At 35.8% G+C, this 20,569-nt stretch carries 26 protein-coding genes; all 26 read left to right on the forward strand.

Annotated features, from left to right (window positions below):
* Nucleotides 1-511: 511 nt before the first annotated feature.
* The 26 genes from BN2746_RS05110 to BN2746_RS05230 all read left to right on the forward strand — a co-directional run bounded on the left by BN2746_RS05110 (nucleotide 512) and on the right by BN2746_RS05230 (nucleotide 20,562).
* On the forward strand, nucleotides 512-712 hold the full coding sequence (locus BN2746_RS05110; protein ID WP_055079414.1) for a type II toxin-antitoxin system HicA family toxin: 201 nt from the start codon (nucleotides 512-514) through the stop codon (nucleotides 710-712).
* Between the two features lie 84 nt (nucleotides 713-796).
* On the forward strand, nucleotides 797-1,147 hold the full coding sequence (locus BN2746_RS05115; protein WP_055078761.1) for a type II toxin-antitoxin system HicB family antitoxin: 351 nt from the start codon (nucleotides 797-799) through the stop codon (nucleotides 1,145-1,147).
* A gap of 69 nt (nucleotides 1,148-1,216) precedes the next feature.
* Nucleotides 1,217-1,642 carry a terminase small subunit gene (locus BN2746_RS05120; protein WP_055078762.1) on the forward strand — a complete coding sequence of 142 codons (426 nt, stop codon included), beginning with the start codon at nucleotides 1,217-1,219 and terminating at the stop codon, nucleotides 1,640-1,642.
* Nucleotides 1,629-2,873: a PBSX family phage terminase large subunit gene (locus BN2746_RS05125; RefSeq protein WP_055078763.1), complete on the forward strand. Its 1,245-nt coding sequence runs from the start codon at nucleotides 1,629-1,631 to the stop codon at nucleotides 2,871-2,873. Before BN2746_RS05120 ends, BN2746_RS05125 begins: the two co-directional genes overlap by 14 nt.
* A 2-nt stretch (nucleotides 2,874-2,875) precedes the next feature.
* Entirely contained in the window at nucleotides 2,876-4,174 is a 1,299-nt protein-coding gene (locus BN2746_RS05130) for a phage portal protein (RefSeq protein WP_055078764.1), read from the forward strand.
* On the forward strand, nucleotides 4,161-5,501 hold the full coding sequence (locus tag BN2746_RS05135) for a minor capsid protein (protein ID WP_055078765.1): 1,341 nt from the start codon (nucleotides 4,161-4,163) through the stop codon (nucleotides 5,499-5,501). The genes BN2746_RS05130 and BN2746_RS05135 overlap by 14 nt, the downstream gene beginning before the upstream one ends.
* A complete protein-coding gene (locus tag BN2746_RS05140) occupies nucleotides 5,479-5,697 on the forward strand; it encodes a hypothetical protein (RefSeq protein ID WP_055078766.1) in 219 nt (72 codons plus the stop codon). Before BN2746_RS05135 ends, BN2746_RS05140 begins: the two co-directional genes overlap by 23 nt.
* Nucleotides 5,698-5,945: 248 nt before the next feature.
* Nucleotides 5,946-6,500: a DUF4355 domain-containing protein gene (locus BN2746_RS05145; protein ID WP_055078767.1), complete on the forward strand. Its 555-nt coding sequence runs from the start codon at nucleotides 5,946-5,948 to the stop codon at nucleotides 6,498-6,500.
* 11 nt (nucleotides 6,501-6,511) lie between these two features.
* The gene (locus BN2746_RS05150; RefSeq protein ID WP_055078768.1) at nucleotides 6,512-7,390 is read left to right on the forward strand and encodes a hypothetical protein; all 879 of its coding nucleotides are present in this window, start codon (nucleotides 6,512-6,514) and stop codon (nucleotides 7,388-7,390) included.
* A 1-nt stretch (nucleotide 7,391) separates the two neighbouring features.
* Complete coding sequence (locus BN2746_RS05155; RefSeq protein WP_055078769.1) at nucleotides 7,392-7,754, forward strand: phage head-tail connector protein; 363 nt, start codon at nucleotides 7,392-7,394, stop codon at nucleotides 7,752-7,754.
* Nucleotides 7,751-8,083 (forward strand): hypothetical protein, encoded by a 333-nt coding sequence (locus tag BN2746_RS05160; RefSeq protein ID WP_055078770.1) that lies wholly within the window; start codon nucleotides 7,751-7,753, stop codon nucleotides 8,081-8,083. The genes BN2746_RS05155 and BN2746_RS05160 overlap by 4 nt, the downstream gene beginning before the upstream one ends.
* Nucleotides 8,073-8,429, forward strand: coding sequence for an HK97-gp10 family putative phage morphogenesis protein (locus BN2746_RS05165; protein ID WP_055078771.1), 357 nt, complete (start codon nucleotides 8,073-8,075; stop codon nucleotides 8,427-8,429). Before BN2746_RS05160 ends, BN2746_RS05165 begins: the two co-directional genes overlap by 11 nt.
* 153 nt (nucleotides 8,430-8,582) lie before the next feature.
* On the forward strand, nucleotides 8,583-8,828 hold the full coding sequence (locus BN2746_RS05170) for a hypothetical protein (RefSeq protein ID WP_055078772.1): 246 nt from the start codon (nucleotides 8,583-8,585) through the stop codon (nucleotides 8,826-8,828).
* Between the two features lie 3 nt (nucleotides 8,829-8,831).
* Nucleotides 8,832-9,332, forward strand: coding sequence for a phage major tail protein, TP901-1 family (locus BN2746_RS05175; protein WP_055078773.1), 501 nt, complete (start codon nucleotides 8,832-8,834; stop codon nucleotides 9,330-9,332).
* A gap of 44 nt (nucleotides 9,333-9,376) precedes the next feature.
* Nucleotides 9,377-9,778: a tail assembly chaperone gene (locus tag BN2746_RS05180; RefSeq protein ID WP_055078774.1), complete on the forward strand. Its 402-nt coding sequence runs from the start codon at nucleotides 9,377-9,379 to the stop codon at nucleotides 9,776-9,778.
* A gap of 68 nt (nucleotides 9,779-9,846) precedes the next feature.
* On the forward strand, nucleotides 9,847-10,116 hold the full coding sequence (locus BN2746_RS05185) for a hypothetical protein (RefSeq protein ID WP_077064957.1): 270 nt from the start codon (nucleotides 9,847-9,849) through the stop codon (nucleotides 10,114-10,116).
* 4 nt (nucleotides 10,117-10,120) lie between these two features.
* Nucleotides 10,121-13,906 (forward strand): phage tail tape measure protein, encoded by a 3,786-nt coding sequence (locus BN2746_RS05190; RefSeq protein ID WP_055078776.1) that lies wholly within the window; start codon nucleotides 10,121-10,123, stop codon nucleotides 13,904-13,906.
* Nucleotides 13,907-13,916: 10 nt separating this feature from the next.
* A complete protein-coding gene (locus BN2746_RS05195) occupies nucleotides 13,917-14,759 on the forward strand; it encodes a distal tail protein Dit (RefSeq protein ID WP_055078777.1) in 843 nt (280 codons plus the stop codon).
* Nucleotides 14,756-16,861: a phage tail spike protein gene (locus BN2746_RS05200; RefSeq protein WP_055078778.1), complete on the forward strand. Its 2,106-nt coding sequence runs from the start codon at nucleotides 14,756-14,758 to the stop codon at nucleotides 16,859-16,861. Before BN2746_RS05195 ends, BN2746_RS05200 begins: the two co-directional genes overlap by 4 nt.
* Entirely contained in the window at nucleotides 16,861-17,250 is a 390-nt protein-coding gene (locus tag BN2746_RS05205; protein WP_055078779.1) for a hypothetical protein, read from the forward strand. Before BN2746_RS05200 ends, BN2746_RS05205 begins: the two co-directional genes overlap by 1 nt.
* A 19-nt stretch (nucleotides 17,251-17,269) precedes the next feature.
* On the forward strand, nucleotides 17,270-17,413 hold the full coding sequence (locus tag BN2746_RS09020) for a hypothetical protein (protein ID WP_156331316.1): 144 nt from the start codon (nucleotides 17,270-17,272) through the stop codon (nucleotides 17,411-17,413).
* Nucleotides 17,414-17,449: 36 nt separating this feature from the next.
* Nucleotides 17,450-18,904: a hypothetical protein gene (locus BN2746_RS05210; protein ID WP_055078780.1), complete on the forward strand. Its 1,455-nt coding sequence runs from the start codon at nucleotides 17,450-17,452 to the stop codon at nucleotides 18,902-18,904.
* Nucleotides 18,905-18,907: 3 nt separating this feature from the next.
* Entirely contained in the window at nucleotides 18,908-19,162 is a 255-nt protein-coding gene (locus BN2746_RS05215) for a hypothetical protein (protein WP_055078781.1), read from the forward strand.
* Nucleotides 19,162-19,434, forward strand: coding sequence for a hypothetical protein (locus tag BN2746_RS05220; RefSeq protein ID WP_055078782.1), 273 nt, complete (start codon nucleotides 19,162-19,164; stop codon nucleotides 19,432-19,434). Before BN2746_RS05215 ends, BN2746_RS05220 begins: the two co-directional genes overlap by 1 nt.
* Nucleotides 19,435-19,447: 13 nt before the next feature.
* Nucleotides 19,448-19,750, forward strand: coding sequence for a hypothetical protein (locus BN2746_RS05225; protein ID WP_055078783.1), 303 nt, complete (start codon nucleotides 19,448-19,450; stop codon nucleotides 19,748-19,750).
* An 11-nt stretch (nucleotides 19,751-19,761) separates the two neighbouring features.
* Nucleotides 19,762-20,562, forward strand: a complete 801-nt coding sequence (locus tag BN2746_RS05230; RefSeq protein ID WP_055078784.1) for a peptidoglycan recognition protein family protein — start codon at nucleotides 19,762-19,764, stop codon at nucleotides 20,560-20,562.
* Nucleotides 20,563-20,569: the final 7 nt, after the last annotated feature.

A 20,569-nucleotide genomic window follows, 5' to 3' on the forward strand; every position in this document is an offset into this window, starting at 1 on the left:
TATACCATGGTATATAATTTGTCAACACTTTTCCAAGTTTTTTAAGTTTTTTTAAAAGATGTCATGAAATGTCACTAAATGTCATGAAATGTCATTGAATGTCAGTATTAAACTATGATACTATTAAGATGTGAAAAAATATTCGATTCAATATATCACTGGCACTCTATTATAGGGTGCCTTTTTTCATGTGTTTAATTACACCTCCTTTCTTACGGCGAATATGCGACGGCACGGGATTGGCCTAACCGGCAGTATTGGAAATTAGAGGACTTGGCCATACATAACAGGAAGGTTCATTGTTTTATCAATGACCAGGGATCATATACTCGTACAAAAGGCAGGGGTGGGAGCAATGAGTATTAAAATTTACATAAATTTATAGAAGAGCAGATATATCGGCTTTTTTTATCGGAAAGTAAAAAATACTTGAAATACGGTATCATATATGGTATCATATAATCAAGAAAGGAGATGAGAACAATTGCAAATTGATAAGATAATAAAGAAAATGAGATTGCAACCGAATGGCTTAAGACCTCAAGAACTTGATAAGGTACTTAAATATTATGGCTATTATGTAAGTGGTCAGAGGGGTTCACATAAGCAGTATAGGCATAAAATAAAAAGACCTATCACTGTAGTTCAAGAGAATCCAGCTGATAGGTACATTGTAAATCAAATTTTAGATATTATTGATAGTGAGGGATAAGCCTTACTATCAATAAGATTATATATTATCTTATTGTAAATGTTAACATCTTCTAATAGAATCATGAAAAATAGGAGGTAAAATATGGCACTAAAGGAGGAAAGAGTTTTGGATTTAGGTTATACTGAAATTATCAAAAAAATACAAGATGAAGACGGAGATTTGTATATTGGTAGTTTTTTAGAGATACCTGAAGCTGAAACTTATGCAAGGACTAAAGAAGAGCTTGATAAAAGAATGCAAGAAGTGTTGGAAATGAGCATTGAAGTTAGAAAAGAAAATAATGAAATGATTCCTGATCCTATTGGTGATGATAATTTTTCTGGGAAATTTACTTTGAGACTTCCAAAATCACTCCATAAGCTTTTATCAATTCAAGCGGAAAAAGAGGGAATTAGTTTAAACCAATATGCTTTATATAAATTAAGCAGATAATAAAATCTTTTAAATTAGGATTATCCAATTGAGGGTAGTCCTTTTTTATGCAAGAAAGGAGCTGATGGTATGGCTTTGACGGCTAAACAAAAGCGATTTGCTGATGAGTTTATCATCAGCGGAAATATATATCAGTCTGCGATTAATGCGGGTTATTCTGAAAATTATGCAAAGGCTCAATCTTGTAAGTTGTTGGAAAATGTTGGAATAAAAACATATATAGAGGACAAGGTAAAAGAGATTGAGGATGAAAAGATAGCAAAGCAGGAAGAGGTATTAAGGTATTTAACTTCTGTTTTAAGAGGAGAAGAAACTGAGGAAGTTTTGATTGGCACTGGGAAGGGTCGACAAAGTGTTACAAGTGTGGAAGTTTCTGCGAAGGACAGAATAAAAGCTGCTGAACTTATTGGTAAGCGTTATTGTTTGTGGACGGACAAGCAGGAGATGGACGTTGATATGAGTTTAAAGGTTGAGGTTGATTATGGCGACGATTAAGGTTGATTTTAATAAATCCTTTAAACCTGTCCACGAGTCTACTTGTCGTTATATTGCCATGAAGGGTAGTGCAGGTAGTGGTAAGTCTGTAGACACGGCTATGGGTTATATTTTACGTCTTATGAAGGACAAGGGAAGAAACTTACTTGTGATGCGTAAGTCGGAAGTGACAAATAGGGACAGTACTTTCTCTGAGCTTTTAAGTGCAATTTCAAAGATGGGAGTTGACCAATATTGGAAAAGTACTTTATCGCCTTTAAAGATTACTTGTATCAATGGCAATTCTATAATTTTTAGGGGATGTAATGATGAGAAACAACGAGAGAAGTTAAAGTCAATCACTTTTGAAAAGGGAAAACTTACTGATGTGTGGCTTGAAGAGGCTACGGAGTTTACTCAGTCGGATTTTGAGATTATAGATGACCGTCTTAGAGGAGAATTACCTGAAAATCAGTTTTATCAAATCAAGCTTACTTTTAATCCTGTGAGTAAAAATCATTGGATAAAGGAGGCTTTTTTTGATAGGGTTGATAAAAATGTTCTGGCACACTCTTCAAGCTATTTAGATAATCGCTTTATAGATAAGGCTTATCACGAGCGTATGGAGCGTAGAAAAGTTTTAGATCCTGACGGTTACAGAATTTATGGATTAGGCGATTGGGGAGAAGTTGGCGGACTAATACTTACAAATTATGAAATAAAAGACTTTGAATATACTTTTGATTACTTTGATGATGTTGCTATGGGTCAAGACTTTGGATATAATCATGCGAATTGTATTTTGTTACTAGGATACAAGGACGGAGATATTTATATTTTAAAAGAGCTTTACGTTTATGAAAAAGATACATCTGAGATTATAGATATGGCAAAGAAGTTTTCAAAGGATGTGACCATGTGGTGTGACTCTGCGGAGCCTGACAGAATTAAGATGTGGCGAAGGGCAGGGTACCAAGCGAAGGCTGTGAGTAAGGAAACTACAAGAGGACAGAAGTATCAGTCGGTACAGATTGATTGGTTAAAGCAAAGAAAAATATTTATTCATCCTTCATGCGTAAATACTTTGAAGGAGATATCGCAGTGGAAGTGGAAGAAAAACGAAGTCACGGGAGACTATTTAGATGAACCTGTGGCTTTTTTTGATGACGCAATGGCAGCCCTCAGATATGGTGTTGAGGGCTGGAGAAAAAACAAGAGGGTTAAACTTAATATTTTGAAAGGGGGGATTTAGGTTTGGGAAAGGAATTTATATTTCCTGGTGAAACTCTTGAAAAAGAGGATTTGATTAATTTTATCGATAAGCATAAAGTGCTTAGGGAAAGATATGATGTTCTTGACTCTTATTACAAGGGTCAACATAAAATTTTATCACAGGAAGAAAAGCCTGATTACAAGCCTGATAATCGAATTGTGGTAAACTACCCTAAGTATATTGTTGATACTTTGAATGGATTTTTTATGGGAGTTCCAGTAAAGGTTTCTCATGATAATGAAGCTGTTGATGATTATTTAAAGGGGTTATCAAGGATTAACAATTTGGAGGACAACAATTCTGATTTGAGTAAAAAGTGTTCTATATACGGTCATGCTTTTGAGCTTTTATTTTTAGATGAAGATGGCGAAGTTGGAATTACTCAGATAAGTCCTAAGGAGTGTTTTATTATTTATGATGACTCTATAAGGCGAAAGGCTATTTATGGAGTGAGGTATAGGGAAGATGAAAATGGCAATATCGAGGGTACAATATCGGACTTTGAAATAATTAGATATTTTAATATTGAAAAGGGATCTTTAACTTACACTGATGAAATTAGGCATTATTTTGGCGAAGTTCCAATTGTTGAGTATGTGGAAAATGAAGAGCGTATGGGGGCTTTTGAACCTGTGGAGACTTTAGTAAATGCTTATAACAAGGCGATTTCTGAAAAGGCGAATGATGTTGATTATTTTGCGGATGCATATTTAAAGATACTTGGTGCAAGACTTGAAGAGGAAGATTTACAAGTTATAAGGGATAACAGAATTATTAATCTTTCTGCTGAGGACACTGACAAACTTATTGTGGAATTTATGGAGAAGCCTAATGCTGACAAAACACAGGAAAATTTAATTGATAGGCTTGAAAAGCAAATATTTGCGATTTCTATGGTGGCAAATATCAATGATGAAAATTTTGGAACAACTTCTGGAATTGCTTTAAAATATAAACTTTTATCTATGACAAATCTTGTAAATACTAAAGAGCGAAAGTTTATGAAGGCTTTTAATCATAGGTATAGACTTATAGCAAATTTACCAAATTCAAAGATTAGTTATGATGACCTTGTAGGTATTACTTATAAGTTTACAAAAAATATTCCTCAAAATACTTTAGAAGAGGCTGAGATTGCAAAGGGTCTTAGGGGAATTGTATCTAATGAAACTCTACTTGAGAACTTGTCTATGATTTCAGATTCAAAGGCTGAAGCTTTAAGGTTAAGGGAAGAAGAAGGTTATAATCCTGGGTTAGATTATGAGTATGAAGAAGAATAATCTTGAATATTTAATTAAGAGAGAAAAAGAGTATCAAGAGTATTTGAAAAAGACAGACCAGGCTTATGATGAAAAGTTGATTAGACTTTATAACCAGGCTATGGATAGGATTGCAAGGGAAATTGAAAGGCAGTATGCAAACTATGCAAAAGGCGAAGGTATAACCATTGATGAAGCAATGGATAAGGTTTCAAGGTTTGAAGCTGAAGAGTTTGAAGAAAAGGCAAAGAAGTATGTAAAAGAGTTAGACTTTTCAGAACGTGCAAATTATGAACTGAAACTCTATAACCTTAAAATCCGAACAAGTCGCTTGGAGCTTATGAAAAGGGAGATGTTACTTGAGACTATAGCTCTTGCGGATAAAGAGTCTAAGATGTTAGAAAAAAGGCTTGGAGAAATTGTAAGAGAAGAAATTAATCGACAGTCTGCAATATTAGGGCTTTCAAAAGAGGTTAGACTAAGGCTTATAAAGATTGCTGCGGTAATAGTTGCAAGTAATTTCCACGGTGCAAATTTCTCTGATAGGATTTGGGCAAATAGGGAAGAGCTTCAAAAACAACTGGAGATTGGGCTTACAAGGACAATCTTACAAGGTGAAAACCATATGTTGTGGACAAAGAAACTTGAAAATCTTATGACTGATAACGGAAAGCAAAATGCACTTTATAATGCGAAGAGAATTGCATCTACTGAAGTGTCAAGGGCTTTTTCTGAAGCATCACTTGCAGCTTATAAGGAAAGTGGTTTTAAAAAGTATATCTGGATTGCTGAACAAGATAGTAGGACTTGTAGCATATGTAATGCTCTTGACGGCGAAGTCTTTGATGTTGATAGGTCTATAATAGGATCTGATACTCCACCGGTACATCCATTTTGTAGATGTACGACGGCAGCTTATGAGGAAAGGAATATGGATGAAGACAAGGAATTGGGGTATAATATAGATATACCAGAAGAATTAAAAGATTTTAATCTGGATATGGATATTGGAAAACAAAAGAATCATATATATGGAACAAATGAATTCAAGCAAAGGATAAAAAACGGTATAGAACCATCGCATTTCAAAAACTCTATTGATGAAGTAGAAAACTCTTTACGTCCATTAATTGGGTCTGGAACTATAAAAGGAACAAAAGAAGGAACTTTGAAAGAGATAATAGAGGTAAATGATTTACGTTCTTTTGTTTTAAATAATAATGAAAATAAACTTTACAAAACAAATGCTATAACACTAAGGTATAACAAAACAAAAGGGTGGCATGCGTACCCAGATTATCCAAGTAAGTTAAGGGGAAATAAAAATGAAAACAATAAGAATAAGTGATTTAGAAGCTGATTTATTTATTGGAGACTATGTAGACAGAAAAGTTAAAATATTTATGAAAGAAAAATCTATAATTGAAGGTATTATAGAATATTATACACATGACGAAGAGCCTTTTATAAACTACCTGGCTATTAAAGATAGATTTGAGTTGATTGAGTTCAACGAAATTGAAAAAATAGAATTATTAGACTAAAGCACACTAACTATTTTGAGATTAGAGGTGCTTTTTTATTGCTTAATCGTGAGCTAATCGTGCGAAAATATAATACTAATGTTGATATCTACACGAATTAATCGTGTAAAGATATAAGGAATTTCGCGTCTTTAGGAAGAAGACAAGACCTGGATAAGTCTATAAACTGTCTATTTTTTGTCCAAGCATTTATGACATTAAACTATATGGAAAGTTAAGCATTGAAACTAAAAACTATGGAGGAAGATATGGAAGACGATTTAAAGGAAACTGTTGAAGAAAAGGAAAAGACTAAGTCTGAAGAGCAAGACGAGAAAAAGGAAGCACAAAAAAAAGCTGAGGAAGAAAAGCCTATAAAGGAGTTGAAATACTCTGATGAGGATGTGGATGAGATTTTAAATAAGAAATTTGCTAAGTGGCAAAAACAAAAGGAAGATGAAATCTCAGAAGCGAAAAAGCTCGCTGATATGAGTGCTGAAGAAAAACTCGAACATGAAAAAAAGAAGCTTGAAGACGAGCTTAACACTTTAAAAGCTGAAAAATTACATGGTCAGATGAAGGATAGTGCAAGAAATATTCTTTTAAAGGAAGGATTATCTTTAGATGATGGATTACTTAATTCTTTGGTTACTGAGGAAGCTGAAACCACAAAGCAAAACGTGGACAACTTTGTAAAACTTTTTAAATTTGAAGTTGAAAAGGCGGTAAATGAAAAGCTTAAAGGAAGGACTCCTAAGTCTATGGAAAGTTCTGATAAATCTGGTGATGTATGGTCTCAAATTAGTAAACGATACAAAAAATAAGGAGTATTAAAATGGCAACAAAGATTTATACAAAAGAATTTGCAAAAGTTTTAAATGATATTTATGAAGCGCAACAACATTTTATGGCGCCTTTTGGTGGCAATCTACAAGTTGTAGATGGTATTAAAGCGTCTGATACTTTTATGTCTGTAAAAATATCAGATGTGGAAGTGACAATTCAAGATTATGATACTGGTGAAAATATCGCATTTGGTACTGGTACTGGCAAATCAACAAGATTTGGAGAAAGAAAAGAAATCAAATCTATTGACAAAAATATTGAGTTTGAAGCACCACTTGCAATCCATGAAGGTGTGGACTCTGTAACTGTAAATGACGATGTAAACCAAGTAATCTCTGAGAGAACTGCAGCTCATGCTGAAGCTTGGGTTGAACATGTTAATGGCTTACTTTCAAAGGCACTTTCTGCTAATGCTGGAAAGACTTTAAAAGCAGTTGAACTTTCAAAGGACGGAGTTGTTGCAGCTTTTGATGAAGCATCTAAGGAATTTACTAATAACAAGGTATCAAGAAGCTTAGCAAGATATGCTTATGTGACACCTGATGTTTACAATATTTTAGTGAACAACGACTTAATCACAACTGCTAAAAATTCAAATGTAAATATTGACACTAACGAACTAAAAATGTTCAAAGGTTTTGTAATCGAAGAAGTTGCGGATGAATATTTCCAAACTGGTGAAAATATTTACTTTGCAGCTCAAAATGTTGGTGTTGCTGGTATTGGTCTTGAAATCTACAGAATTTTAGATTCTGAAGACTTTGCAGGTGTGGCAATCCAAGCTGCAGCAAAATATGGAAAGTACATTCCTGAAAAGAATAAGAAGGCAATTTTAAAAGCTAAACTAAAAGCACCAGTAGGAGCATAGTATGGATATATTGGGTAGGGCCGAAGCCTTAATATTTATAAACAAGGGCCAATCTGAAGAGGAGAAGGCCCTGCTTAGTGCAATCGGTGACTTAATCACCGATAAGGTCATGAGAAGGATTACAAAATATATTCCCGATACAAAAGAGATTCCAAAAGTGCTGGAATATGCAATTGTTGAAGCAATAATCAGTCGATACAATCGCATTGGTACTGAGGGAATGTCAACTGAAATGGTTGAGGGTCACTCAATGACCTTTGAAAAAAATGACAAGGCTATGGAAGACTTAATGGCTGAAGTTGATGACTGGATAGATGATAATTTAGAAGACTCTACGATAAAAAAGGTCGTGAGGTTTCTATGAGATATGATGATAAGGTCGTCTTTATAAGTGAGGTTGAAGGAAGTTACGACTCAAAGACTGGAAATTATACGGACGGTGGGGAAGTAGTTTCTAAAGAATACTTTGCTAAAATCACGGATGCATCAAGGGAGTATCTTAATCTTATGTATGGTGGATTAAGAAAGGGTGTGTATGTAGTTAGAATTAAAAACTTGGTGAAATTCAAAGACGACTTCTTAAAAGTAATTGGTGGAAGATTTAAGTCTGACAACAAGTATAAAATCATAGACCATAGGATACTTAGAGGAGAAACTATATTTTATGTAGAGGAGCTTACAGGTGAAAGTTGAGTTTAAGGGCCTTGAAAAGATCATTAAAGATATGGCGACTGTAACTGAAGTCGCTATAAAAAGTGAGATGGCAAAGGCTGTAAGGGTAAGCACTTCAGAATGTCAACAACACGCTAAAAGCATAGTTCCAGTTGATACTGGAGACTTGAAGAAGTCCATAGGGATAAATATTTATCATGATGGACTTATTGGAGAGGTAGAGCCGACTATGGACTACAGAGTATATGTAGAGTATGGTACAAGGTTTATGGCGGCACAACCTTATATGAGACCATCATTTTACAAACAAGAACCAATATTCAAGAAAGATATGGAAAAAATCGTAAAAAAATATACTAAGGGGTGATTAAGTGTCACCACAACAAGAAATATTTACAAAACTTAGGGAGTTAGGGTTTAAGATAACAAAGAACACTTTTGATTATTTACCGGGAGATGTAAAATATCCTTTTATTTTTATAGGGGAACAATATTCAACGGACCAGGCGAATAAACAGCGGTGTTTGGCTATGTAGACAGTACAATTCACTTCTACAGCAATAATCCAAGGGCAAGGGGAAGTTTAACAAGCCTTATGGATGATTACATCTCAATGCTTAGAAAGACAGTAGAAGCTGAAAATTACTACTTGACAATCTTAAGTCTTAACTACAGAGTGATCACTGAAAATATAGAGAACTCAAAGGAACAGCTTCTACATGGAATTGTAGAAGTAAGACAACACTTTGCACATAAAGGAGAATAGAATATGGCAGAATTAAAACCTATAAAAGGGATTGATCAAATCCTTTTATTTAGAAAACTTGGCGACAAGACAGCAGCTACAAAGCTTGCATTTCAAACTGAACACTCTATAGAATCATCTATAGATGGTGGAGACTCAACAGCGACAAAGGACGGTCCAATTACATCACCTGGAACTGTTGCAGAAGAAATTCCTTTCACTTCTATAGCTGCAAGGGGAGACGGAACAAGGGAATTACTTGAAAAGGCACACAGAGACCAAGAGCTGATTGAAGTGTGGTCAATTGATAGAGGTGCAGAAGCTAAAGATGGGAAGTATCCTGCAACTTACAGACACTGCACAGTGAGTGAAGTTTCTATGTCTGCAAATGCTGAAGACTTAATGGAACTTACAGGAACTCTTGTAACTCAAGGAACACCTCAAGAGGGAATGGCAACACTAAGCGAAGAACAACAACAAGTTATTCAATACAAATTTAAAGACACAACAGAAATTACAGGATAGAGAGCTTTTAATAGGCTCTCTTTTTATTTAATAAAGGAGATAGTATGCAATTAGAAATTAATAAAAGACTATACGATATTTACTTTGGAATTGACGCCTTGGCAACATTAAATAGAAATTACGCTCTTATGGCTGAGGGAATGAACACTAATGAAGTCATTGGAGAAGGGCTTAACTTCTTATACTTTGGACTTGAAGCTTTAAACCCTGTTGCTATAAAGAATTTTATAGTTGCTGGGACAAGCACTTTAAAGTCTAAACCATCAAATATAGATATTGACAACTTTACAGTTGATTTAATAGAAAATGATAAATTTGATGATTTTTGCAAGGAGTGTATGGATTTTTTAGAGAATGCACCTCTTACAAGAAAGAGACTGCAAGAGGTAAAGGCGACTCTTCAAGAGGAGAAGGAAGCGAGAAAAGAAGTAAAGAAAAAAGCTTAACTTATTTTGAAATACTTAGCGGTATTTTAAGATATTATCCTAACATGTCAATTCTTGAAGTAAAGAGATTGACTTTAGCTGATGTAGAAGTGCTTATGCAAGCTGCAAGGCTAAGGCAAGTTGACTATGAAAATGAAATCCATATGCAAGCCTGGGCTAATCAAGCTGTTCAAGCTACAAAGAAACAAGGCAAGAACAAGTATGTTTCAATTTATCGAAGTTATAAGGATTTTTATGACTATGAAAAACATATTGATGAGGCTTGGAATGGAGAGAAAAAGGAAGAAAATAACAATGAATTTTTTGAATTAATGAGAAAAGCAAACGCAAGGAGGTGACAAAATGAGTGATTATAGTGTAAAGGCCATATTTAGCGCAGAAGACAGAGGTTTTTCCAAGGCTTTTGAAAAGGCGGGAGCAATGGCAGGTGCTTTGAGTGCCACAACTGGAAAGAAACTTGAAAGCATCGGAAGTTCCTTTGCTGATGTTGGGAAAAATGCAACGATTGGATTTACTTTACCTTTAGGTTTAGGATTTAAAAAAGCTGTAAGTATATCATCTGAATTTGAATCAGCAATGACTGGAGTTAGAAAGACTACCAATATGACTGATGAGGAGTTCGCTAAGATGTCAAAGTCGGTGCAAGAAATGTCTAAGGTTTTACCTGCTGGAACTACAGAAATTGCTGGAGTTGCTGAAGCTGCTGGACAGCTTGGTATTAAGAAAAAACACTTATTGGACTTTACAAAGACCATGATTGACTTGGGATACTCAACAAACTTGTCTTCTGAAGAAGGAGCGGTAGCACTTTCAAGATTTGCAAATATCACACAAATGTCACAAAAGGACTTTGGAAAATTAGGATCCACAATTGTTGACCTTGGAAATAACTTTGCGACTTCTGAAGCTGAAATTGTAGATATGGGACTAAGACTTGCAGGAACTGGAGCGCAGGTAGGACTTACTGAAGCTCAAATTATGGGGCTTTCTACAGCTATGAGTTCTGTAGGTATTAGAGCAGAAATGGGTGGTTCAGCCTTTTCAAGGGTAATGCAAAAAATGAACACGGCTGTAATTTCAGGTTCAGATAAATTAGAAGGCTTTGCAGCAGTTGCAGGTATGAGTGCTGAAACATTTAGCACTATGTGGAAGGAAAAACCACAAGAAGCAATAACAGCATTTATAAGTGGACTTGGATATGCAAAAGACCAAGGACTTGACACAATATCTATGCTAAAAGAACTTGGAATTAATGGAATAAGAGAAGTAGATACACTTCAAAGACTTGCAGGTGCTGGAGACTTGCTATCTGAAGCCTTTGAAACTGCAAAAGATGCTTGGAAAGATAATATCGCATTAGCACATGAAGCTGATATGAAATATCAAACCTTTGAGTCAAGAATGGCAATGGTAAAAAATAGGCTTGACATTGTAGGAAAAGCTATAGGAGACAGGTTAAAACCAATAATTGCAGACTTTGCTGAAAGGTTAGCAACTTTGGCTGAAAAATTCTTAAACTTAAGTCCGGGAATGCAGGATTTTATATTAAAAGTCGCGTTAATTGCAGCTGCAGTTGGTCCAGTGCTTTTAGTAATAGGAACTTTAGCAGGAGTAGTGGCTAAGGCTATGAGTGGTTTTGCAGCCTTTACATCGACTTTAAAAATCACATCAGCAGGTTTAAAGATGACTTCTATTGCTGGTGATGGATTTGGAGCGTCTCTTGGAACGGTAATTGGTAAAGTAATAGCCTTAGCAGGAAAATTTGCTCCTGTAATTGCTGCGATTGCTCTTTTTGTTGGAGCTTTAAAACTTGCATGGGAACACTCTGAAGTGTTTAGAGAGACGGTCGGAAATGTATTTGAAGAAATCAAAAGTTCTGCTTCTAATTTCGGAGAGACAATCGGGAAAGCTTTTGGAGTATTAAAAGAATCACTTGCTCCAGTAGTCGAGGCTTTAAGGCAATTGGGACAGATAATTGGGCAAAGTTTAGGACCTGTTTTTGCTACTATTGCTGAAATAGTTGGGACTGCGGTAACAAGTGCATTTAATTTGTTGGGAAGTGCAGCAAGTTTAATAGCTTCTGTTTTTAGCAGGTTATCTCCTATTTTGACTGGAATCATCTCAATTTTTTCAGGACTCGCAAGTATAATTGGTTCTGTTTTAGGACCTGCATTTTCTGTTGTTGGAGCTATAGCCCAAGCGTTTATTGTTATCTTCGAATTTGTCGCTAATTTGATTATAAAACTTGGCGATGCCATCATGAATAAACTTGCACCAGTTTTTGATTTTGTTGGAAATATCATGACAAAAGTCGGCGGTGCGATGGAAACTGTCGGTGGCAAAATATCCGGAGTTATGGAAAAAATAGGACTTGGTTCTAAAAAGACATCGAGTGATTTTGAAAGTATGCATGAGTCAACAAGTCAAACTTTTGATGGCATGGTTTTAAAAGCTAATGAGTCGAGTACTGGAGTTTTAAATGCCTTTGACATTTTAAGAACGGGAAGTGTAGAAAAATCTACATCAATGAGTACAGAACTCACAGACCTTTTTACTCAAATGAGTATGAATATGTCTGAAGAGTCTAAAGCTATGGGCGCAAGTGTAGTATCTGCTATGACTGAAATGGGTATTGGGTCTGTTGAACAAGCCAATGCACTTGTACAAGATGTTGGTTTAAAATGGGAGGAAATGGCATCCTGGACTGATACTCAATGGGCTTTTGTAAGGGATACTATAAGTGCAAAAATGTTTGAAGCAGAAGCTGGTTCTACAAGTGGAAGTAGTGATATTGCAAATAGTATTAATAGCGATTGGTCATCTATCTCTGTGGGCACAGACCAAACTTGGGACGATATTAAAAGCACAATTTCTCAAGATATGGAAGTATCAAAAACGAGTGCGACTACAGAAGCAAATGAAATTAGTTCAAGTATGAATGAACAGTTTGGTTCTGCAAAAACTGCGGTAGAAACTAATACTCAAGCAATTTCTCAAGCTGTTGCAACTTGTATGTCTCAAGTTTCGAGTCAAACAAAAACAGATCTTTCAAATATTGCTGCTTCATTTAAGACAAATTTCTCTAATCTTTCTAATATAGTGACTACTGCAATGACTCAAATAAATCAAAGCATAAAAACAAATATGCTACAAATAGGACAGATTTCAAAGACAACCCTGTCTCAGATGAGTCAAGTAATTAAGTCATCAATGTTAAAGATGAGTAGTGACATAAAAAATACAATGAACCAGATATCAAATGAAATAAAAAATTCTATGAGTAATATAAATAGTGGGATTAGAAATTCTATGAACATGATGAGCCAGTCAATTAAAAGTTCAATGAACCAAGCTACTCAATCTATTAGAACTGCAATGTCACAGATGAACCAGTTAATTAAAACAACGTTCACTCAAAGTGGAAATGAAATAAAAAGATTTACTTCTTCGGCAACTAACACCATCAAGCAGTTTCTTACACAAACATTACAGTCAACAACTCAAGGCATGAATGCCATGAGACAAAGTGTAAATGCTGGAATGAACAATATAATTAGGGAACTATCAACTGGAACTCAACGAGGGGTACAAGCTGTTAATAGTCAACGTGGAGCTATGGTATCAGCTGGTAGAAATCTATCTTATGGTTTGGCGAGTGGTATAAGCTATGGAAGGTCAGCTGTAATAAGAGCAGCTATAAGTGTTGCAACAAGTGCGATAAGAGCTGCAAGAAGTGCCTTAGGTATACACTCACCATCAACAGTCTTTAGAGAAATGGGAATTAATACTGGTAAAGGCTATATCATAGGTAACGACAGAATTAAAAAGAAGGTAATAGAAAGCACAAAATCTATAGCCCAAGGAGCTATAGACTCATTTAAAAATGTGCCTAAATCTTTACAGTCTACGATGGATAGTATGATGAATTTAAAACCTATAAGGCTTGATAACCAAATAAACTCTGTACAAACTATTGCAAATGGTCTTGATATGCCAAGCATGGATAAGGAAGCTATGAGTTTAGATCTTAATTTACACTTTGGAAATCACGCTTTTAAGTTACTTGTAGATGATATTAGCAAGGCTCAAGGTAAGGACTTTGAACTTGTGGAAGCGTATGGATACTAAGGAGGGGAATATGAAGCAATATAAATTTACTGATACAAATGATACTGTAATGTACAATCCTCCAAGAATCCTGACCTTTGTTGATGACAATTGTCTTGATACAAGTATTCCAAACTTTGAAACTCTTACAGTTGAAGGTAGAGAAAATCTTGGAAGAGATGTGGAATCAATTAACTACAAGTCAATCACTGCTGGAGGTAAGAAACATTCTTCCAGGTCTTTTGATAATATGCAACATCAAAACAAATTGTTATCTTCTTCAATCACTTCAAGAATTATAAGGATTAACTACAAGATAACTTCAAGAAATGACTATGAGTGTAGAAGAAACTGGGAGAAAATCGCATACTTCACTAACAGGGAAGATGTGACTCTTAGGTTTAGTGATGACAAAGACTATCAATATACTTCTGGAACTCTTATAGGTGTGGGAGAAGTGCCAGGTAGTGTTAATTCTGCTATATCCTATCTTGAGTATGAATGCTTAGATCCTTTTAAGTATGAAAGAGTACTTCAAAGGTGGAACTTTACAAATAGTTCTACTTTCAAGTATTGGTCAATGTATGGTGTGATAATTGAAAGAATTGAAATCACTTTAAAATATGGTACTTCAAATGTCGCAGTAAATAACGACACAACGGGAGCATATATAAAAATGAGTGGAAGTTATAAGGCGGGAGATACTATAATCTTTGACCTTTTAAATAATCAAGTACTAAAAAGTACTGGAGAAGATATTACAAGTCAAATGGACTTTGCATCATACCTTGAGGACTTTACACTTGATATGAATGATATGATTTCCACAACTGGAGGAGCTGTAAAAGTCTTCTATAGGAGGCGCCTATTATGATTATTTTGATGGATAGAAAAGAAAATCAAATTGGTAGGCTTTCCATAAAAGATATAAACACAGCAACTCAAACTGAGGAACTGAATGGATTGACAAAGTTTTACTTTACAATCTATCTTGATGCTGTAGACAAGATGAAAGGTGTTGAATATGTGGCGCATAGGGAACTTAGAGATAGGCACAATGTGGCAGTGTATAAGATAATCAACTCAAAACCTACAGCACAAGGCTATGATTATGAGTGTATCCATATAGCACATGATGAACTTTTGTCCTATGGATATGTGAGGGAAAGTCGTATGACTGAAACAACTGCTGCGGATGCACTTGGAGAAGCTTTAAAAGGCAGTAGGTGGAAGGTTGGTAAGGCTGATGAAACTGAATTAAAACCGTGCTACTTCTACGACAACTCCAGGATTGAGTGTATATCTAAAATACTTGAAACTTGGGACGTAGAACTGCAATATAGAATAAACATAGCAGGGAACAAAATTACTGGAAGATATGTAGATATTGTAAGACAACGAGGAGAAGATACTGGACGAAGATATGTGTATGGATCCAACGCTTTAGAAGTAGTCAAGGAAGAGTCACAAGCCGGACTTTATACTGCTGTAATCCCAAGAGGTAAAGGAGAAGAAAAGGAAGATACAGGTGGATTTGGAAGAAGAATTAATATAAAGGAGGTTACTTGGAGTAAGGCAAAGGGAAATCCTCTTGACAAACCAAAGGACCAAGAATACCTTGAAATTCCTGAAATGACTGATAAATTTGGTTATCCTGATGGCTCAGCAAGATTTAAGGTTGTAGTTTATTCTGATGTTGAAAAGCCTGAAGATCTAATACAAAAAGCCTATGCCGACCTTGTGGCAAACTCAAGACCTCTTGTAGAGTTTAAATCTCAAATTAGAGAGACTGATCCTTTAAATTTGGGAGATACAGTTGGAATAATAAGAAGAGATTTAAATATTTTTTATAAGACCAGAGTCTTTAAAGTAACAAGAGATATAAAGGCTGGAGTAACAACTGCAGTTGAACTTGGAGACAACATCACTAAAACACAGGCTGACTTTAACAAGTCCATAAGGAAAAATATTACTGAGTCAATGGAAGACACCAGGAATGAACTTGGAAACTCTATAGCTGAAGCAGTAAAAGAACTACAAAGCATGATAACTGACACCATGTTTGATGATAATGCCAACTGGTACTTTTTAGAGCTTGGCAACAAGTGGGGTTATCCTCCAGGTTTCTACACCTTAAACAAGCCTATAGACCAAAATCCAACTAAGGGGGTTTATATCGGTGGTGGAAAGATGGGAATTTCAAACTCTACTGATATAAATGGCAAGCTAAAATGGACAACTTGGGCAACTGGTGATGGTATAGTAGCTGATGCAATTACTACTGGGAATTTAAACGCAAGCCTTTTAAAATCCGGAACAATCGACGCTAATTTAATAAGGGCTGGAATGTTAAAAGGTGGTAACGTCAATTGGAATTTAAATACCGGAGAATTCAATATAGGAAGCGACTTAACCTATAAAAATGGAGTGTTGGACTTGAACGGGGCTTTAATAGTCAAAGAAATCAACGCGCAAAGTAATAGAATTGATGGAAGTAACTTAACTTTAAATGGAAATACTAAGGTTATGGGCGACTTCTCCGTCTCTGGCTCTGCTCTCTTTGGGACGATAAATGCAAGTAGTATCAATGTAACAAACCTTAACGCTGACAACTTGAGTCGTGGAACTGTGGAAAGACCCTATGATTATGGGAAGATGAAAAATGACTACTACGACTATGACCTAAAAGGTAACTCTGTAGCTTTTAATGGAAATTCAAGTTACATCACTATAAAAGATACTGGAGGAAGAGGTCAAGTTGATATCAATGGTACTGTGGCAGCAAGGGGTACTAACTACGATTATGAGCTAAACCGTGGTGGACTACATGGTAGATATGGAAGTATGATAGGTCAAAGTGAAGTAGCTACGCAACTTAAGGGACCAGGCATGGAATCACCATCAATAACAATAGACACTTCAGGAATTGTAAGGATAGGAAGACTCTTCGTAAATGGGAAGGAGATTACAGGCTAATGCAAGTAAATTTATTAGGTAATGTCGTAGATGATAGAACTGGCACGGTAAACGTCGCCTTTGAAATCAACGACATATTAAACAACATAAGATATAGAGGAGACCTTAACGTCTCTCAAGAAGAATATAACAAGGCTTTTATGCAAGGTGGGATTGCCCCGCTTGTACTTGAAAAGCTTTCAAAATCGGTAGTAGGTGACGACTCTGTAAGTAAGGGTGTGACTCTACTTAAAGAGCAAATCGAAAAGGAAATGCAAAAACTAACAATGGAACTAACCATGATGATTGCACAGGCTTTGACACCACAAATGCCACCACTGCCAGAGGATAAAAAAGATGACAATAATACTGATATTGATACTGATACTTCAAGTGTCGATACTGAATAAAATTATAGGGAGTGATAAAATGTATAAATTATCAAAAGACAGCTATGTAGTTTTAGCGTGGGTTACAGCAGTAAAAGTCCAAGGATATCCACTTGATAAAGTTCCTGAAATCTGTGGACTTAAAGAAATTGTAACTGAAATCGTAAAAGAAGATGAGGCTTAGAGCCTCTCTTTTTTTTCATAAAAAGGAGAAATTTATATGAATTTAGGTATAAAATCAATAACTTTGAGGTTTGATGATAACCAACTGGGATACTTACAACCTGTACAAGGGGATACTAAATCAAGAGGCTTCCTTGTGGAAATGGTGTCTACAGATGGCGAAGTGCTTGAGGCAAGTACGGGGTATGAGTGTAGATTATATGGCGTCAACAGTAACTACCCTGACAAAACCTTCTTTACAGTAGGAACAATAGAAGAAGGTAGATACAAGCTTTATCTATCAACTGATATGGTGTCAAAGGCTGGAACTTTAAAGCTACAAGTGGCACTATACAAGGGTAGTGAAGAGTTAATCCAGTCGGAAGTTAAAGAAGTTGAAGTCACTGAGTCCATGGCAAATGGCGGGTCAATCGGTAAAGACTTAGTCGTAGACTTCACAAAACTTGAAAAAGCACTTGAAAGAGTCGATATACAAGAGAAAACCTACAAAGATAGCTTACAAAAGCAAGAGATTATAAAAGCTGATATAGACAGTAAGCAAAAACAAGTATCAACTGATACCACCACAGTTAAGAAAATTCGAACTGACATGGAAGGTGTTATGGCTGCAGAAGCTTCAAGAGTAAGTGCAGAAAAGACAAGACAGTCACAGGAGAGTACAAGGCAAAGTCAAGAAGCTACAAGAAAAAATCAAGAAAGCACAAGACAATCCCAAGAAACTACAAGGGAAACTCAAGAGTCTACAAGAGCCGAAGCAGAAAAGAAAAGAGTATCTGCTGAAACCGAAAGGGCAAGTGCTGAAAGTTCAAGGGATAGTCAAGAAAGCACAAGGCAAAGTAACGAAGATAGAAGAAAGTCTGCTGAAAGTATTAGGGTAAATGGGGAAAGTAGAAGAGAATCCCAAGAAATTACAAGACGAAATCAAGAAGCTAAAAGAGTAGAAGCTGAGAAGAAAAGGAAGTCGACCTTTGAGGGTTGGGACGATATTATGCAGGGAGTGATACCTAATGCCACACAGGATAAAGCTGGAGTTGTAAGAGTACGTGCGAATTCTACAGAAACTGCACCATATGCTGTTTATTCTGCGGGAGTAATAAATGACGCCTTTGATGACTTTGAGAAAGAAATAGGAAAAAAAGCCGATTCATCACATAGTCACAGTATAAGTGATACAAAGGATTTAGATGGTTGGTTAAAACAATTAGCGAATTCAACTACTGAAAATGCGGCGAATTTAGCTCAAAAAGCTGATAAAGAGCATAATCATGCTTGTATTGAAATAGATAATCCAGTATCTGATGAAAAATACTTCACATCTAATTTAGAAGAATATTTAACTACTTTACAAGATGATGTCTTCGAAAACAAAGATGACTTAGAACGAAAAATAAACTTCATAGGAGAAATTCCAGCTAAAAATACGCAAATCATAGAAAAGGGTGCTTCTATCAGTGAAATACCAAAAGAAACCTTAATCTTTGAGTTGGAGTAAGCTATGAGTAAGTATGTATATGAAGTGTATAACCTAAAAGATAAAAATATTGCAGAAACTACAGGTTCAACTCTAACCACTTCAATGGGAGACTATAACTTCGTAGAAACATTTACACTTGATGAAAGTAAAGGAATCTTTGTATCTGCTGGGTCAAAATCTATAAAAAATGTAAGGACAGGAACTTATATAGGAATTAGGGGAGAAATAGTACTCGTGATAAATGTCAAAGATTCAAGTGGAGGGAGTTCAAGCTAATGGCAACTGTAGATTATCAAAAAGTAAATGTTGTTACAAAAAAAGTAAAAGGCTCTCTTATAAAAACAGAGGTTGCAGAAGAAGGCACGTATCCAGATAACGGGGTAAAAGGCGATTACTGGTATGTGAAATTAAAAAAAGCAATCCCGACTATAAGGATTGGGGGAAGAACTGTAGGTGCTATCAAGTACAAAGATAGTGCAGGAAATATAAGGGAAATTTCATCTGTAAGATATAAAGACAGTGCAGGGAATATAAGAAACTTAAAGTAGAGTAGGTGATTAGATGTGTGTAGACGAAAAAGTATGTGGCGAGCGTATGGATAATATGAGTAAGGATATACTCGACATAAAAGACCGCATAAATAAGCATGATGACAGATTAGACAGGCTTGAAGACTCTCACGGAGATATCAAGGTCGAGATAGCACAGGTCAAGATGAAGACGGAGTCAATCAATGAAAACACTAAAGATATAAAAGTTGATGTAAAAAAGATTTTAGATAAGCCTGCTCAATACTGGGACAAGATAATCTTAACTGGTCTTGGTGTCTTGGCAGGATATCTAATCAATCTTTTCTTGAAGTAAAGGAGGTAATCATGGCAAATTACAAATTAAGACAAATGCTACTACCATCAAGCGACCATAGAACCTTTGGGAGCATGAAGCCTAAAACTGTAGTTATCCACAATACTGCGAACAGGGCAAGTGCAGAAAATGAAGCACGCTATGTGCATAGTCGTAAAAGTGGAGTATCTTACCACTATGCAGTAGATGATAAAGAAGCAATCCAACTTATGCCACATACAAAGAGTGGGTGGCACGCTGGAGAGGGTGGACGTACTATAGGTGGAAGAAATGGGATTGCAATAGAAATTTGCTACTCACTTGATAAAGGCGACAAAAGATATCCTATAGCAGAGGATAATGCTGCACATTTGGCAGCTAAAATCTTGGTGCAAGAAGGACTTAGTATAAAAGACCTTTCTAAACATCAAGACTGGTCTGGAAAATACTGTCCACATAGAATGCTTGATAATAGAGGTTGGGAGCCTTTTAAAAGAAAAGTTGCAAAGTATATGGAAGAAATCAAAGGGGGAGGAATAACTATGTTGGGAAATAAACCTGTGGCAATTATTTCAGTAGTCAACGACGGCGACGTCACTACTGGAGCAATGCAACAAATTTTAAGCTTCTTGTATCCGTCTTACAATCCTGTTATCACACGCTCAGGAAAATTCGACTATGGAAATATCAAGTGTAACTACATCATAGGTCTTGGTGGAGATAGGAAGCAACACTCAAGCTATATAAATTATTTTGTGAGTGGAAGAAACAGAGCTGAAACTCTTGAAAAGGCGAAAGACTTTAGAAGAAATAAAGAAAAGTATAGAGTATAGGAGGTGA

Source organism: Lagierella massiliensis (genome assembly GCF_001407835.1).
In the GTDB taxonomy this organism is placed as follows: domain Bacteria; phylum Bacillota; class Clostridia; order Tissierellales; family Peptoniphilaceae; genus Mediannikoviicoccus; species Mediannikoviicoccus massiliensis.

Coding starts and splice junctions, on each gene's coding strand:
- BN2746_RS05110 (WP_055079414.1), top strand. CDS start 512: ATGAGATTGCAACCGAATGGCTTAAGACCTCAAGAACTTGATAAGGTA.
- BN2746_RS05115 (WP_055078761.1), top strand. CDS start 797: ATGGCACTAAAGGAGGAAAGAGTTTTGGATTTAGGTTATACTGAAATT.
- BN2746_RS05120 (WP_055078762.1), top strand. CDS start 1,217: ATGGCTTTGACGGCTAAACAAAAGCGATTTGCTGATGAGTTTATCATC.
- BN2746_RS05125 (WP_055078763.1), top strand. CDS start 1,629: ATGGCGACGATTAAGGTTGATTTTAATAAATCCTTTAAACCTGTCCAC.
- BN2746_RS05135 (WP_055078765.1), top strand. CDS start 4,161: ATGAAGAAGAATAATCTTGAATATTTAATTAAGAGAGAAAAAGAGTAT.
- BN2746_RS05140 (WP_055078766.1), top strand. CDS start 5,479: ATGAAAACAATAAGAATAAGTGATTTAGAAGCTGATTTATTTATTGGA.
- BN2746_RS05145 (WP_055078767.1), top strand. CDS start 5,946: ATGGAAGACGATTTAAAGGAAACTGTTGAAGAAAAGGAAAAGACTAAG.
- BN2746_RS05150 (WP_055078768.1), top strand. CDS start 6,512: ATGGCAACAAAGATTTATACAAAAGAATTTGCAAAAGTTTTAAATGAT.
- BN2746_RS05155 (WP_055078769.1), top strand. CDS start 7,392: ATGGATATATTGGGTAGGGCCGAAGCCTTAATATTTATAAACAAGGGC.
- BN2746_RS05160 (WP_055078770.1), top strand. CDS start 7,751: ATGAGATATGATGATAAGGTCGTCTTTATAAGTGAGGTTGAAGGAAGT.
- BN2746_RS05175 (WP_055078773.1), top strand. CDS start 8,832: ATGGCAGAATTAAAACCTATAAAAGGGATTGATCAAATCCTTTTATTT.
- BN2746_RS05180 (WP_055078774.1), top strand. CDS start 9,377: ATGCAATTAGAAATTAATAAAAGACTATACGATATTTACTTTGGAATT.
- BN2746_RS05190 (WP_055078776.1), top strand. CDS start 10,121: ATGAGTGATTATAGTGTAAAGGCCATATTTAGCGCAGAAGACAGAGGT.
- BN2746_RS05195 (WP_055078777.1), top strand. CDS start 13,917: ATGAAGCAATATAAATTTACTGATACAAATGATACTGTAATGTACAAT.
- BN2746_RS05200 (WP_055078778.1), top strand. CDS start 14,756: ATGATTATTTTGATGGATAGAAAAGAAAATCAAATTGGTAGGCTTTCC.
- BN2746_RS05205 (WP_055078779.1), top strand. CDS start 16,861: ATGCAAGTAAATTTATTAGGTAATGTCGTAGATGATAGAACTGGCACG.
- BN2746_RS09020 (WP_156331316.1), top strand. CDS start 17,270: ATGTATAAATTATCAAAAGACAGCTATGTAGTTTTAGCGTGGGTTACA.
- BN2746_RS05210 (WP_055078780.1), top strand. CDS start 17,450: ATGAATTTAGGTATAAAATCAATAACTTTGAGGTTTGATGATAACCAA.
- BN2746_RS05215 (WP_055078781.1), top strand. CDS start 18,908: ATGAGTAAGTATGTATATGAAGTGTATAACCTAAAAGATAAAAATATT.
- BN2746_RS05220 (WP_055078782.1), top strand. CDS start 19,162: ATGGCAACTGTAGATTATCAAAAAGTAAATGTTGTTACAAAAAAAGTA.
- BN2746_RS05225 (WP_055078783.1), top strand. CDS start 19,448: ATGTGTGTAGACGAAAAAGTATGTGGCGAGCGTATGGATAATATGAGT.
- BN2746_RS05230 (WP_055078784.1), top strand. CDS start 19,762: ATGGCAAATTACAAATTAAGACAAATGCTACTACCATCAAGCGACCAT.